The 14,040-nt window shown below is 65.1% G+C and carries 10 protein-coding genes; 4 read left to right on the top strand and 6 right to left on the bottom strand.

The features are described 5' to 3' along the window. Positions 1–11: 11 nt before the first annotated feature. Positions 12–1,031 (top strand): Fpg/Nei family DNA glycosylase, encoded by a 1,020-nt coding sequence (locus CZ322_RS01765; protein ID WP_087069967.1) that lies wholly within the window; start codon positions 12–14, stop codon positions 1,029–1,031. On the opposite strand, the gene CZ322_RS01770 is transcribed toward CZ322_RS01765, so the two are convergent. After that, positions 915–4,844, bottom strand: a complete 3,930-nt coding sequence (locus CZ322_RS01770; protein ID WP_159454971.1) for an FtsK/SpoIIIE domain-containing protein — start codon at positions 4,842–4,844, stop codon at positions 915–917. The genes CZ322_RS01765 and CZ322_RS01770 overlap by 117 nt on opposite strands. Positions 4,845–5,169: 325 nt before the next feature. Between CZ322_RS01770 and CZ322_RS01775 the strand changes: the two genes are divergently transcribed. Both CZ322_RS01775 and CZ322_RS01780 read left to right on the top strand, forming a co-directional pair. Beyond that, the gene (locus tag CZ322_RS01775) at positions 5,170–6,606 is read left to right on the top strand and encodes a hypothetical protein (protein WP_087069969.1); all 1,437 of its coding nucleotides are present in this window, start codon (positions 5,170–5,172) and stop codon (positions 6,604–6,606) included. Further along, positions 6,600–8,009, top strand: a complete 1,410-nt coding sequence (locus tag CZ322_RS01780) for a type VII secretion protein EccB (protein ID WP_087069970.1) — start codon at positions 6,600–6,602, stop codon at positions 8,007–8,009. Before CZ322_RS01775 ends, CZ322_RS01780 begins: the two co-directional genes overlap by 7 nt. A gap of 103 nt (positions 8,010–8,112) precedes the next feature. Here the strand turns inward: CZ322_RS01780 and CZ322_RS09955 are convergent, their stop codons facing one another. The 4 genes from CZ322_RS09955 to CZ322_RS01800 all read right to left on the bottom strand — a co-directional run bounded on the left by CZ322_RS09955 (position 8,113) and on the right by CZ322_RS01800 (position 12,932). Further along, complete coding sequence (locus tag CZ322_RS09955; protein WP_459543365.1) at positions 8,113–11,676, bottom strand: VaFE repeat-containing surface-anchored protein; 3,564 nt, start codon at positions 11,674–11,676, stop codon at positions 8,113–8,115. Between the two features lie 74 nt (positions 11,677–11,750). Beyond that, on the bottom strand, positions 11,751–12,038 hold the full coding sequence (locus CZ322_RS01790; RefSeq protein WP_087069972.1) for a WXG100 family type VII secretion target: 288 nt from the start codon (positions 12,036–12,038) through the stop codon (positions 11,751–11,753). Between the two features lie 46 nt (positions 12,039–12,084). Further along, positions 12,085–12,420, bottom strand: a complete 336-nt coding sequence (locus CZ322_RS01795; RefSeq protein ID WP_087069973.1) for a WXG100 family type VII secretion target — start codon at positions 12,418–12,420, stop codon at positions 12,085–12,087. Positions 12,421–12,701: 281 nt separating this feature from the next. After that, positions 12,702–12,932, bottom strand: coding sequence for a hypothetical protein (locus tag CZ322_RS01800; protein WP_087069974.1), 231 nt, complete (start codon positions 12,930–12,932; stop codon positions 12,702–12,704). Positions 12,933–13,017: 85 nt separating this feature from the next. Here CZ322_RS01800 and ybaK point away from each other — a divergent pair, with 85 nt between their 5' ends. Continuing rightward, the gene (gene ybaK, locus CZ322_RS01805) at positions 13,018–13,527 is read left to right on the top strand and encodes a Cys-tRNA(Pro) deacylase (RefSeq protein WP_180948650.1); all 510 of its coding nucleotides are present in this window, start codon (positions 13,018–13,020) and stop codon (positions 13,525–13,527) included. Here the strand turns inward: ybaK and CZ322_RS10180 are convergent. Continuing rightward, positions 13,524–14,040, bottom strand: a 517-nt coding sequence (locus tag CZ322_RS10180) for a glutamate--tRNA ligase family protein (RefSeq protein WP_234984414.1), incomplete at its 5' end; no start/stop codon positions are given. The genes ybaK and CZ322_RS10180 overlap by 4 nt on opposite strands.

Below are 14,040 nucleotides of genomic sequence, written 5' to 3' on the forward strand. Positions count from 1 at the left end.
GAGGAGGAGCGGTGCCGGAAGGTCACGCTATTCATCGTCACGGACGTATTCTCACGGCGCTTTTTGGCGGGGACGCCGTGGCTGCCAGTTCCCCGCAGGGGCGTTTCGCTGAAGGTGCGGCCCTGCTGGACGGATTGCGCGCCGGGCGGGCCCACGCCTGGGGCAAGCATCTTTTCTGGCCTTTCCTTTCCACTTCCGAACAAGCCGCGGCGGATGGTATTCCTACCGTTGAGCTCGGTGACCCGCAGGCCACCTGGCTCCATATTCATCTGGGGCTTTACGGAAAATGGGCTTTTGCGGGGCCGGGGGTGGCCGGTTTGCACGGTGCCGGGATTCGGGTGAGCCCCACCGAAGATTCGGGCATGCGCAAAACCATTGACGGCGGGCAAGATGGCACCACGCGCCTGGTAGAGGCCGCGCCTGCGGGTGGTCGCGATGGTCTACCGGAAGACAATATTCAAGTCCTGGGAGAATTGGCGACGACGCCGACAACTCGCTTGCGCCTCGCCGGGCCGGAGGCGGTTGCCCAGCTCACCGGCCCGGCCCGCTGTGAGATTCTCAGCGGGGAGGAAGTCCTGGGGGTGATTGCGCGGCTCGGCCCCGATCCTATTCGTAATGAGGAGGGTGACCGGCAGCGATTCGTGGCCGGGGCGCGCCGCCGGAAAATCCCGGCCGGCCAGGTGGTGATGGACCAGGCTGTTGTGGCGGGCCCGGGCAATATTTATCGGGCTGATTGTTTGTGGCGCACCGGGATTTCCCCGCTGCGGCCGGCCAATAAAGTTTCCGAATCCCGCTACCGCGAGCTGTGGGATGACCTGGTGCTGTGCATGGGCCGCGATGTGGATTCCGGGATTATTGTGACGATCCCGCCCGAATTCCAGCCCGACCCGATTCCCGAAGGCGATCCAGAGCTCTCACGCTTCGCGGTGTATCACCGCACCGGCCGCCCGTGCGTGCGCTGCGGCGCAATTATCCGGGAGGAACTCATGGCGGGGCGGCGCCTCTTCTGGTGCCCGGGCTGCCAGCGTTAACCCGCGGGTTTTCTGGGCGGGCGGGGACCACGCGATCTGCACGGTATCTGCTGCCGGGCCAATAATAAGCTGGGCTCGGCCCGGAATATCGCGGCGGGCACTCACGCCGCGATAGCGAAAATCTCCGGAGAGCAGGAATACTGCGGGGGAGATAGCCAGGAGTCGCCGCCACAGCGGGAGATGGCTGAGGTGTGCTGGCTCCGCGGTGGCGAGGATCAGGTGCCACCCGAGTTCTGCGGCATCTACGAGTACCTCGGCGAGGGGCGCGAGCGGAGAACTCTGCGGATCAAGAAGTTCGGCATCATCCACCATGACAATAATCGGTGCGGGTGACGGGGATGGCGGCGGGGCTGGTGACGAGGCTGGCTCGGTGTGGCCGGTTGCATCTGGAGTGTGGGGACGGTCAGCCGTGCTGTGCATTTGGGTGCGGCGGGCGGCGAGCACCTGGGCGAGGGCTTCCATATCCGCCCGGGCCTGCGTGGCGCTTCGGTAACTTCCCGCGATGAGTTCCGGCGGGAGGCACGTGCGCAGGTAGCCGTGCGGGTCAATAAGGAAGAGCCGCGGGAGCGGGGATATGTGCGCGAATTGCTGGGCGAGGAGGCGCAGCGCCGCGGTTTTCCCCGAACCCGCCTCCCCAATAATAAGAGCATGCCCGGTAGCGGCAAGATCAAGAGTGGCCGGCCCGCGGTTGCGGGCGCTCACTCCCACGCGCAGCGAATGTAGCGAAGGCTTGTGGAGGCCGTATCCCGCTTGTAGTTCCTGGTAGTCGAGGTGGGTGGGAAGTTCCCACAACTGGGGCGCGGGTGGCCCGGACCAGGCCACGCGAATCTCGGCGAGGAGATCACCCTGGCCGACGCCGGGTGAATCCGGGTGCGGGCCGAGTGAATCCGGGCGCGGCCGGGTGGTGGCGAGCAAAAAATGCTCCCCTGCCGGAGTTATCCCCCGGCCCGGGCAACCCACCGGCACAGTGGCCGCGCGCCGGTGCGGGGCATGGGAATCATAGGGATCAGCCAGGCGCAGCTCCAAGCGGGTGGTGAAAAAATCGCGCAGGTGCGCGGGAATCTCGGTGGGGCGGGCAGCCGTGGTAATAATGTGGATGCCGCTGGCCGGGCCGCGCTCAATAAGTTCCGTTAGTGGCTCATCCAGCTCGGGGCGTGCCCGCAGTGCCGACCAACCGCGCAGAAAAATAAATATTTCTCCGAAGGGATCGGGGCTCGGTGATTCCCCGCTGCGCGCGGCTTCGCGAGCGCGGAGCACGTTCCTCAGCTCGACCAATCCGGCGCGCATCCGCTCCGGCTCGGAATGATCGACCCGGAAACATATATGCGGAATATTAATAAGCTCGGCGAGCTCAGATCCCGAAGCATCACACAGCGCGTACTGTGCTTCGGCCGGGGTATATCCCAACGCCAGAACCCCTGCAACAGTCTGCAATGCTTCATCGCATCCGGCTCCCGGAGCACCGAGCACCAGAAGATGAGAATCCGCGAGATCAATATGGAGTGCTTCGCGGCGTTGCAGCAGCGGAAGATCGCGCTCGCCGAGCGTGAGCCGGAGCGGGGTGGCGCGCTGGCTCGGCGCATATATCCCAAACCGGGCTGAGGTATGCACCGCGATGAGCTCGGTGAGGTGGCGCGGGCGGGTGAGCGGCTCCAACCAGATCGGGTGGGCCCGCGGCCCGGCCCCGCGCAGCGGTGCGAGTGCCGCGGTGAGTGTGGATGGCCCGGTCTGAACCGTGCCCGCCCCGGAAGCTGCATGAGTGAGCGGGGCGGCTGGTGGCCCGGAGCTGCGTCGTCGTACCGAGGGGACTTGAGCCGGGCGGGCCGCGAGCGGCGCAGAAACATAAAACCCGGTGAAGCGATGCGGCACACCGCCGCAGGCAAGGAAACCGCAACCGGGCTGGGGTGGGAGGTGGGCGGCCTGCGGGGTGCCGATGACCGCGCGAGATTCGTGCTCGGAAAAAGTGCGCAGCGCGATGCGGTAGGACAGGTGGGAATCCAGGCCGCGCAACCGGCCTTCGTCCAGGCGCTGGGTGGCGAGCAGCAGGTGGATGCCGAGCGAGCGGCCCAGGCGGCCGATAGCGACGATGGTGTCGATGAGATCGGGGTGGTCGGTCAGGAGCTCGGCGAATTCGTCAATAATAATAAGGAGTGGTGCGAGAAGCGGGCCGCCATGGGCGCCGCGAGCGCGCGCTGCCTCGTATTCTCCCAGGTGAGAGTGCTGGCCGTGCTCGGCGAGCAGGTGTTGGCGGCGGTTCATTTCCCCGCGCAGGGTTTCCTCCATGCGCTCGCTCAGGGAGCTATCGCGTTCCAGGTTGGTGACCAGGGCCGCGGTGTGGGGCAGCTCGGCGAAAGGATGGAAACTCGCCCCGCCCTTGTAATCGATCAGGACCAGGTTGAGCTGTTCGGGCGAATGGGTGAGGCAGAGCCCGAGGAGGAGCGTGCGCAGCAGCTCCGATTTCCCGGAGCCGGTTGCGCCCACGAGCAGGCCGTGCGGGCCCATCCCGCCGGCCGCGGCCTCGTTGAGATCGAGCCACACCGGGGCGCCTTGCGGATCGAGCCCGAGGGGCACGCGCAAGGTGGCGGCCGGGCGGTGAGTTGGAGAAGGCGAGCCGGGGAGCTGCTGAGCGGGCGACGTGGCGTGCGGCGAAGCGAGTTGCGGCGTGAGGGATGGCAATCCGAGCAACTTCGCAAAACCCTGCACGCTGGTGGAATCCTGGGCCGCCGAGCCGCGAGCCCGGTAGAGCGCCCGGGCACAATAAGCCGCTCCGTCCAGGTCAAGCAGATCGGGAATCCCCGAGCGTACCCCGGTACTATCGGCGAGGCTGAGATGTGCGGGCTCGGCACCCTCCGAATAATCCACAAGTGCGACGAGGCTGCCGGGTTCGGGAAGCGGGCCCGCTTCATGCTGGGCAGGCCAGTCGCGTGCGAGCACGCAGGGTTGATCAGCCGGGCCAGCTTCTTCCGGATGCGATTTTTCGCGCTCTGGTTTGTCCCGGACATGCAAAGTGAGGTGGGACGAGGAACCTGGGCAATCACGCTCCCCGAAAGGCCCCTTAATAATAAGGTGTATGGCCTTTCCGAGCCCCGCCTCCGAGACGGCGTACGGGGGCAGCCAACTGAGCCAGTCCGACTCGGCCGCAGGCACATGATCGCCCGAGATAATAGCGAGATCACCAGGCGGAACGCTCGCCGCGAGCTGGCAGAGGAGGGCCCGCACCCAGGCCCAGGCCGCCTCCCCGCTCACCGTCACGGTGGAATACGAGGGCAGGTCGAGGAGTGCGGGGCCGGGGATCGGGCGCTGCACCTCCGTGGCACAGCGGTCCCGCGCCCGGCGGGCGGCGTCGTCGCGCTCCCCCGGAGGGTCCTCCGCAAGCGTAACGGTATACGGCGGCGCGAGCAGCGCCTGCCCCACCCGGATCGGGCCCGGTGGCGGTGGCATGCCGCGGGCCAGGCGCAACGGGAGCACGAGCGGGGCCGGATAACGTTGCGCTTCTTCGCGAGCACAGGCCTCCAGTATGCGGGCAGCTTCGGCTTCGCACCTGGTCAGGGCGGCGAGGTAGTCGCGCCGCGCGCCGTCGCGTTCCCCGGCGTTGCGCCGCAGCCCCAGGCCCACGTTGAGCAGCGTGAGCGCGAGCATGAGAACCCCCAGCGTTCCCATGAGGAGAAGCAGGTTGAGAGAGCGCCGGGTAGTGGACGTGAGAATCACGAGCATCACCACGGACAGCAGCGCGGGAAGGAACATGACGGCGCTCATTTTCTGCCCGCTGCCGCGATAACACGCGGGCGGCGCGGGAATGCTCAGGCCTTCCATGGCTCCTCCTTTCGCGAGCGCGCTCTCCTTGCGGCACACCCTAGCGGGGGTCCGGATTCTTGGCGAACCGTTATCCACAGCTTCGGTACGACGACGCATTTCTCTCGCAAAGAGCCAGCTGGGCTTGTGGATAACTCTCTGGCCTGTGGATGAGCCCTGGTCAGGTTGCGGCCTTCTTGATACCGTGCCCTCACCCCGCGGCTGCGGCGACATGAGCGGGCGGGTATGCCGAGCGGTATGCCGCGCGCCGGGCGGACGAGTGCTCGGGTAAGCGAGTGCTCGGGTAGGCGGGCGCGGTCACCTAAGAACGCAGAAAGGAGGGCATATGGCCGAAGAACTAGCAGAATCGCGCGGCGCGCAGCCGGCGGATATTGCGATTCCCGTCTGCGTGCATTGCGCGGGGCAGCGCGGCGAATTCGAGCTGGCCAGTTCGCTCTCACTAACGGCGCTTATTCCCGAGGTGCTGCGCCTCCTCGCCCCGGATTTTGCGGCTCCCACCTGGACGGTTCGTACCGCCACCGGGCAACGGCTAGATCCAAGCCTGCCGGCAGGCGGCCAGCTCTCCCCCGGAATCTGCCTTTTTATTGACAGACCTGCACCGCCCACGCCCCCGCGCAGCGACCCGGTTCTCAGCCGCATCCGCCATTCCACCCTGCAGGAGCGCGGCGAACTTTCCTCAGCCACACTCCGCAACTGTGCCACGGTACTGGTGGTGGTATGCGGGCTGGGCCTGGCCGGATATACCGCGCGGGCCGCGCTCCCCCACATGCTCGCCCTTCCCGTACTGGCCGGGCTCGCGCTTGTTTTCCTCGGTCTTGCCCGCGTGAATTGGGCGCACGCTCGCCGGCAGGGAAGCTCAGGTGCGAGCGTGCAGGTGCAGCTGGTGGTGTTAGCGCTACTCGCGGCCAGCGGCTGGACGGGGGCAGCCTGCGGATGGCGCGCGGCCCCGCTGGTTGTGCCAGGTGCGGGACCGCGTGGGATTGCAGCCGGGAGCCTTCTCCTTATCATCGCGCTGCTAGCCCGGGCGATAGTTCCCGTGCCGGGCGGCCGCAGTATGCTGCTGAGCTGGGCACTTTGTTTGGCGGGCTGGGGCGGCAGCACCCTGCTTCACGCCCGGCTTACCGAGCCGGCTGCCCTCGTGATCGTGGTGGCCCTGGTGTGCACGACCCGCCTGATTGCGCCGATTATCTTGCGGTTGAGCGCGCCCCCGCCGGAGGTGTCCGCCGCCGAAATAGCGGATTTACCGGCGGAGCACAGCCCGGAAAACTGGGCCCGCATTCTCATCCTCCGCGCCCTGGGCGGCGAAGCCGGCACGGTCTTCGTGATCGCCGCGCTGCTACCGCTGGCCTACCGCCCGGATATCCTCAGCGCGGCCATATGCGGCACGGCAGTAACTGTGCTCGGGCTGCGTGCCATAAGTATGCACGCCGACGCCGCGTTTGTACTTCGGCTTGTCTTCTTCCTTCTTCTTGATGTGGAGCTCTGCGTGCTGGCCATGCGGAATCCGGCAGCGCACGCAGCACTGTACCTTCTTGCTTGCCTGGTGGCTCCCGCACTGGTGAGTATTCCCGCTCTGTTCCTCGGGTATCGGAGCCCTCGGGAAGCCCCGGAAACCCTGGAGACCCTGGGTGCTGCCGAGCATCGGGGCCGCGGTGAGCGCTCCGAAGCCCAGCTTCTTCTCATCCGGCGGGTAGAGATCGCCGAGCAGATTCTTACCGCGCTGCTTGGAGCCGGGATAGTTATCGCGGTCAGCCCATGGTAAACGCACGCACGATTATGAGCTCCCGCCGTTTTCGGCGCCGCAGCATGGCGGGCGCGTTGTGGTGGGGGATGCCGGCTCATGAGGAAGCTCCCCGCCCGGGATTAGCCGGGCTGGCCGGAGCTCTTGGGCTTGCCCTGGTGGCCGCGGCTGGTACCGGGGCAGCGCGAGCGATCTCACCGCAACTTCCCGACGGCTGGGAAGATGGCGCTGTTCTCATCGCTGCGGAGAGCGGGGCGCGCTATCTCAGTTCCGGGGGAATTCTCCATCCCCTCACTACCTTGGCTGGCGCTTATCTTTTGTATCCGGAAGGCGTGGCGACACATGTGCTCCCGGCTGCCCGGCTCGCAGATGTACCGCGCGGGGCGCCCGTGGGAATTCCGGGTGCTCCCGATTCTTTACCGAACGCAGCGGAGCTGCGTGACCCGTGGCTGGTGGCCTGCCCCGCGACTGTTACAGATTCACGGGAAGCCAACAGAGAAAATACGCAGGGCACGGCCGCGCCGTTATCCCTGGCGGCCTCAGCCCCACTCCCTGAATTCGGTGGCGCGGTACTGGTGCGAACAACAAGCGGTTTGTGGCTGATTGCTGCCGGCCAACGCTACCGGGTGGATATACCGGAAGCCGCTTTCCGTAGTGAATTTCCAGATGTGCCGGTGCTTGAGGCGCCGCCGGCGTGGGTGGAACTCTGGGCTGAAGGCCGGGCTCTCACGCCGCTCAGCGTTCCCACTGCTGGCGAGCCGGTCGGTTATTTTCCCGGTATCGGGGAGGCACGGGTTGGTGACCTGGTTGTTTTTGGCGGAAGTGACGGCACCCGCACCTGGTTCCAGATCAGTTCGGGCGGGGTGCTCGAACCGCTCTCCCCCACCGCTTTCCATCTGTATCGGCTCTCCGAGCACAGTGCCCGGGCGCGGGTATACGCTCTTGATCCGGCAGCTCGCGCCCATCTCACCTTTCGCGAAACCGGCCCCGGGGACGGCTGGCCCGCTGATCTCGGCGCGCTCACCGCTCCGGTTTCCGAACACGATTCCGCTATCGCTTCGGGCCCAACTCCCGTTGCCACACAGCCCGGCACCGCGCGGGTATGCGCGGCTTTCCACGCGGGACGCTCGTTCCTGGTGTACGCACCTGATTCCCCGCTGCTACCCAGCGGAGCTGCGCTCGTGGCCGGCACGGATGCGGGGAGTGCCACCCTTTTGCAGGGAAGCACCCTCGTAGATATCGCCGATCTTGACCAGCTGCGCCGGGCCGCGAATTGGGAAAACATCACTCCGCTTGAGATTCCGCCCGCCTGGCGCGCACTCCTTCCAGAGCCGGCCGCGGTTCTTTCCGGCGATGCGCTCTGCACCGGTCCTGGCGGTACCGCCCGGACCGATATTGCTGCCTGCACCCGGAACCGGCCGTGAATGACCAGACCCACAAGCCCGGGCCGGGGAGAGGATTTTTCCTCCCCGGCCCGGGCGGTGAGTGACATACGTTGGAGATAGTTAGTGGCTGGTTATCCCGGATTTAGCGGGTAGCGCTGGAACGGGAATTAGCCCGGTAGCGCAGGGTCAAGCCGCCGGCGAGCGCGGTGAGCCCGGCCAGGAGCCAGCCCGCGAGCGCCGCACCGGTGCGTTGCAGCTCCGGAGGCGCAGGCGGCGTAACCGGAGGAGTAGCGGGTGGCGTAGCCGGCGGAGTGGTGGGCGGAGTGGCCGGTGGGCGAGCGGGGGGCGGCCGCGGAGGTNTGGAACGGGAATTAGCCCGGTAGCGCAGGGTCAAGCCGCCGGCGAGCGCGGTGAGCCCGGCCAGGAGCCAGCCCGCGAGCGCCGCACCGGTGCGTTGCAGCTCCGGAGGCGCAGGCGGCGTAACCGGAGGAGTAGCGGGTGGCGTAGCCGGCGGAGTGGTGGGCGGAGTGGCCGGTGGCGTAGCGGGCGGCGTCGTCGGAGGTACCGGTGGTTCTTCGAAACGAACGGTCTGTTCGCTATCGAGCGGATCGGTGTGCTCGGAAATGAGCCGGTCGCCCAGGTACACCCATTCGAAAAGAACCACCTCGCGGCCAGCTAAAGCACTCGCATCAAAGTCCAATTTAATGCGGGCGCATTCGCTGGGAGAACCGGGAACGAAGTCGCTGACTTTGCGTACCGGGGTGCCATCCTTCCCGAGCACCGGCGTCCCATCGGGGAACATGGCGGCCGTTTCGATCCGGTAGGTTTCCCCGGGGATAAGTGCTCCGCTGAGCTCGCATACCTCATCGGTGATCACCGCGTCCGCGGTGGCGCTCAGAATCTGATCGCCGCCGGCACCATTTGTTCCCTCGGTACCATCGATGCCCGCCGAACCATCTTTGCCGCTGGCATGATCAGCAGCACTCGGAGCGCCATCCCGGGCGCGGGTGGCCAGGCGCGTGAAGGTCACCGTCTGGTTGGTATCCTTCAGGTCAGCATGCACGGCAATATCCCGGCCGTCCTGGCGCAGAGTTTCTGTTGCTACCACCTTGGTGCCGGCCAGAGTTGCGGCGTCGACCTCAAAAACCACCTCCACGCTACCGTTGGGGTGCTCGGGCACGAAACGGCTGGTGCTGGTGAGCTCGCTGCCACTGGTATCGCGCAGCGGCTGACCGCTAGCCGGATCCAGGAGCGCCCCGTGGACCTCGTATTCCTTACCGGGAATCAGGTGCTGATAAGAAACAGTATCCACCAGGGTGACGGTGCCGGTATTGGGTGCGATATGAGTGTCCTCGTGGTGCATGGTGGTGTGGAGGGACGGTTCGCGGGTCACCGTGAACTGCTCGGTCACATCGGTGACGCTGGTGGCCAGCGGCGCCGCCCGGTCATCGCCCGCGAAATCAGACACCACTACGTAGGTGCCCGGCAGGTTCTCCCCGGCCTCATCCTGTTCCATAATCCACGACGGATCACCCACGCTCGGATAGAAACCGTTGCGGGCGGGAAGTACCACCGGCTGCCCGATTTGGCGGGCGGCCGCGCGGTTCTCATCGGTGACCGCCTGGCCTTCCGGGAAGAACAGTAGGGTGTGGGTTAGCGTCTGAGTATCCGCCCCAAATCCAGCCCCGCCGGTGAAATCAGGATGGTTCGCGGGTAGGCCGCTCACCCACACATCATCGACCAGGTAGGTGCCGGACTTCGTTTGGCGAATAGAGAGAGCCGAATCGATCTTCCCGGGGTAGCGCACCGACGTTGTTTCATCGGCCAGCCCGAACGTATCCGACCAGCCGGCCTCGATCCAGGGCAAGAACTCGGCCGGTTGGTCCTCCGCGAGGACTTCCCACACCCAGGTGTACATTCCGGGCTTGCTCACCGGTTCGCTCAATTCTGCCCGGATCGGGCCCGGGCCTTCGGCCACCACCGTTACCGACCCGATTTTTTCCGAGCTGGCCGGGACCACGCCCGGCTCGGGAACGGCCGTGGGTGAGACATACCAGGCGGTGGCCCGGTAAGTAACCGGAATAAAGGGGCCATCCTCAAAAGAACCGTTGGTTCCCGGGCGGCGGCTCCATTCCCCATCCCGGAAATTCTCATCCGCGCGGGCCACGAAAGTATCGCTGAGGACCGTGCCGGTATCTACCACTTTCGCATCAGCCACATGGGACACCCCGAGAGGCCGGAAGGGGAATTCTTCCCGAGAAGTTTCCTCCGGAAGCCCGTAATGATCAGCCCAATCGGCGTGAATATAGCGGGAGTTCTCCCCCTGCTCGTTTTTGCGGACCTCCCATACCCAGGTGACGAAACCGCGTTTGGGGGTGGAAAGTTCCGCGGTGAGGGTCTGCCCCGGGCCGTTGGCCTGGACCGTGACCGAGCCCAGGACCTCGGCTCCTTCAGGAACGATATCGCTGCGCTGCGGGGAGGTGCGACCCGCCCAATAGGCGGTAGCCCGGTAGGTAACGGGCACATTTTCCCCCTTTACCTGGCTCCATTTTCCGTCCCCGTAATCCTCCTTGACGGCGGTGGTGAGAGTATCGCGAATAACGCCGTCGGTATTAATAGGACGGGTGCTGACCTTCGAGGTGCCAAGCGGCTGGAAATCATAAATAACTTCCCAGGTGCGCCCCGGAACCTTGCGAGTGAGAGGATCGCTGACCGGGCGGTGGCCGTAGGTGATGGTGTCTTGGACAGTGCCATCAGCCCCGAAAATAGTCAGGGTGGTACGAACCGGGGTATCGAAAACGGCTGTGTAGCTCACCTGGCCATTCCCGGTGGCCGACCACGCCAGCTCCAGCGGCTTACTATCAGTCACCCCGCTCCAGGTTGTGCTTCCGCTCGCATCAAAAACTGCCGGGCCGGTGAGGGTAATAACCACGGGAATTCCGGGCAGCCACGCCTCGGAATCATCCGGGTGCACGCCGATACCGCGGATGGCACCGCTGCGCTCCCCTTCGCCTTCCACGATTCCGCTCACGTAGCCGACGGCGGCGCTGGCGCGCGCTTCTCGCACGTAGCTCTGGGCCCGCTCCTCAATATCAGGACGCTGGGTGCGCACCGCCTGCACCAGTTCGTTCACGGTCTCTTGGGCCCGCCCCGGACGCCCCGGGTATTCCTTTTCGAAATTAACGTGGATGAGGTAGCTCAACGCAGCAAGGTTGAGGTCATCCGTGGTATTTCCTTCATAGCGGTTGAGCAGCCAGGCCATTTGCGGGGTGCTCAGCTGCAATTCCCCCGGCCCGAGCGCCCGGGATTCGGTAAGAGTCGTAATATCGACCATTTCCCCGGGGCCAGGATCGGCATATTTCGCTTGGATACACCAGATGGGATAGCCTTCCACCGCCACCCCGTTAATTGATTGTGTTTCCGCGTAATGCGGGCCGAGGCGGAGGTGGCCAACAATGTTCACACCTTTAATTTCGATGCCGCGGCCAACAGAATGATCCCAATCGGCGCGCGCTCCGGCGCCGCCGAACAGACCGGCGCCCGCCAGAGCGAACACCATGAGAAAAGCAAGAAATACCCGAATCACATGTGGGGTGGATTTCGGGCCCGTGGTTATTGCCATGGTGGATACGAGTCCTTTCACAATATTATTTTTTGCATGACGAAATAGAGCCATGATGAAGCTGCATGCACGGCGAATGCGCATGCGTAACGAACATGGTGCGGGCAGAAAATGCGGGCGGGAAAATACCGCCGCTAACAGCCACTAACCGCCGCGCGCTACCCGAAGAGGCGAGCCACCGCCCGGTCAGCCGCGCGATAGTTCTGCGAAGCGCATTCCACCTGCTGGCCAATACGCGCGTAAATGTCATTCAGGGAGCGGGCCGCGGCATGCCAGCGCGTTTGCGCGGCTTCGTAGGCTGCCTGCGACTGCCCGTCCCAATCCGCCATCGCGGTGCGTATTCGCGCATCAAGCTGCGCGAGCACCCCCTCGATGCGGGAAGCGTGGGCAGTCATATCAGCCGCCCCCGCGGAGAGTTCCCCAAAATGAGCACGAAGCTCGGTCATAACAATCCTTTCTTTAAGTGTGCGGATATCCCGGGTGTGGGCGCTATTACGCCGCCGGCAGATCCCCGACTAGCGCGGCCATGCGGGAAAAATCCGCGCGGGTGGCCGCGTCTGTTTCAGCGACGGTGGCATCCGCGCGGCCCAGGCGCGCCCCGTAATCAGCCAGCAGAGCAAGCAGTTTTTCGCTGGCCGCGCGGTATTCCTCCAGCGCAGCGGCGAAAGCTACCGGAGCGGTACCCCGCCAGCCGGCATGCCAGGCGGCAATGCGGTCCATAGTTGAGTGCAGGTGGGCGCGCAACTCCTCCTGAGCCTGGGTAACGAGCGCGCGAACGGTGAGAATCGAATCATGAGCGACCCGCAATTGTGCGGTGGATACAGCCATACATCCCCCTGAGGTACGTAGGTGGTGGCGCGCGGGTGGTGAGAGTTCCGCGCTTCGGACGCCGGCCGGTGAGGACCGGTGTTCCCATAGTGGCTGATAAAAGTGGTGCTTGTCGAGAGGGAGAAAATGTTATCCACAGGCGCGAGCCCGGCGGGCGTGTCACCCACAGGCAGGCCGGATTTCACCGGCCTAGCGACCCCGTGCCCGGCAGCGCCGTCGTACCTCACTACCCTGTTTCAGGGCGACGACGCCGCGCCGCTTCCGCGGCGCCCTATCCGGCGCTACAGGAAATAAGCCACCAAAGCGACCATCGAAATAACGAAAGCGATGCCGATAATGGTGGCGCGTTGCCAGAAGAGGCGACGGCGCGGGTAGTAGCTCTGCCCGGGCTGGTAGCCGCCGAAATCATAGCCGCCGCTCAGTTCTTCTTCGGATTCGATAGCGGGATCTTCCCCGGTGGCACTGCCGCGCTGCTGGTCATCATGCCGGCGGCCGAATTGGCGTTTCCTCACGGTTTCCTCCGTCTCCGGGTGGCTGGCTCCCGGTAGGAATATGGTAGTGCATCCATATGAACATGAGGGCTACTATCCTGGACGTATGTCGTCGAAGAAAAATAAGCCGGCCGGGACTCCGGCCCTCCTCGCCCTGGAGAAATCCGGCGTGGAGTTCACGATTCTTGAGTACGAACAAAGTTTGCATCACGAGCACGGATTCGCCCTCGATTCCGCCGCTGAGCTGGGGATGGATCCCCGTGTTATTTTCAAAACCCTGCTGGCGCGGGTGGATGGGAAGGCGGTGTGCGCGGTGGTGCCGGCTGCCGCCATGCTCAATCTCAAGTCTCTGGCGAAGGCCGCGGGCGGCAAAAAGGCCGCAATGATGGATCCGCATGATGCCGAGAAACTCACCGGCTACGTGACCGGGGGTATTTCGCCGCTGGGTCAAAAACACCGCAGCCCAATTTTTATTGATGCCTCGGCACGCGAACTGGAGGCGATGGTGGTGTCGGGCGGGAAACGCGGACTCTCGGTGCGGCTAGCTCCCGCGGATCTAGCGGCCGCGGCCCGCGCGACGTTCGCGCCGGTCGCTGATTTTAGCCGGCATACTTAGGCCGGCCCAGCTTCGAGAGCCGCCACGTCCACATACCAGGGCCCGCGGCGCAGCGCCTGAATATCCAGCTGCTCCGCGAAGTCCGCGGCCGTGCGCACCTCCAACCCCAGCGAACGCCCGATGAGCGCCAGCACATCAGCTGCGCTCCAGCCGTATTCGGCGAGCGCCCGCATGGTCACGGCCCCGTCGCGTTTGGCCAGGCGCGCGCCGGCCTGGTTGAGCACCATGGGAACATGCCAATATTCCGGGGTGGGCGCCCCGAGCAAACGCTGCAAATACACCTGCCGGGGCGTGGAGGGCGCCAAATCCGCCCCGCGCGTGACCTGGGTAATATGCTCAAGCGCATCATCCACCACGGAGGCAAAATTGTAGGCGTACCGACCATCGCCACGCCGAATCACAAAATCATCGACGACGCCGCTCACTTCCCCGCACACCTCATCGTGAATACTCAGTTCTTTCACCTCGGTGCGCAGCCGCAGGGCCGGCTGGCGGCCCACCGCCGCAAGCTTG

The organism is Actinotignum timonense (genome assembly GCF_900155575.1).
Lineage (GTDB): Bacteria > Actinomycetota > Actinomycetes > Actinomycetales > Actinomycetaceae > Actinotignum > Actinotignum timonense.

Excerpts from the sequence above, each read along its gene's own strand:
- CZ322_RS01770 (WP_159454971.1), bottom strand. The coding sequence starts at position 4,844 with ATGGAAGGCCTGAGCATTCCCGCGCCGCCCGCGTGTTATCGCGGCAGC.
- CZ322_RS01775 (WP_087069969.1), top strand. The coding sequence starts at position 5,170 with ATGGCCGAAGAACTAGCAGAATCGCGCGGCGCGCAGCCGGCGGATATT.
- CZ322_RS01780 (WP_087069970.1), top strand. The coding sequence starts at position 6,600 with ATGGTAAACGCACGCACGATTATGAGCTCCCGCCGTTTTCGGCGCCGC.
- CZ322_RS01790 (WP_087069972.1), bottom strand. The coding sequence starts at position 12,038 with ATGACCGAGCTTCGTGCTCATTTTGGGGAACTCTCCGCGGGGGCGGCT.
- CZ322_RS01795 (WP_087069973.1), bottom strand. The coding sequence starts at position 12,420 with ATGGCTGTATCCACCGCACAATTGCGGGTCGCTCATGATTCGATTCTC.
- ybaK (WP_180948650.1), top strand. The coding sequence starts at position 13,018 with ATGTCGTCGAAGAAAAATAAGCCGGCCGGGACTCCGGCCCTCCTCGCC.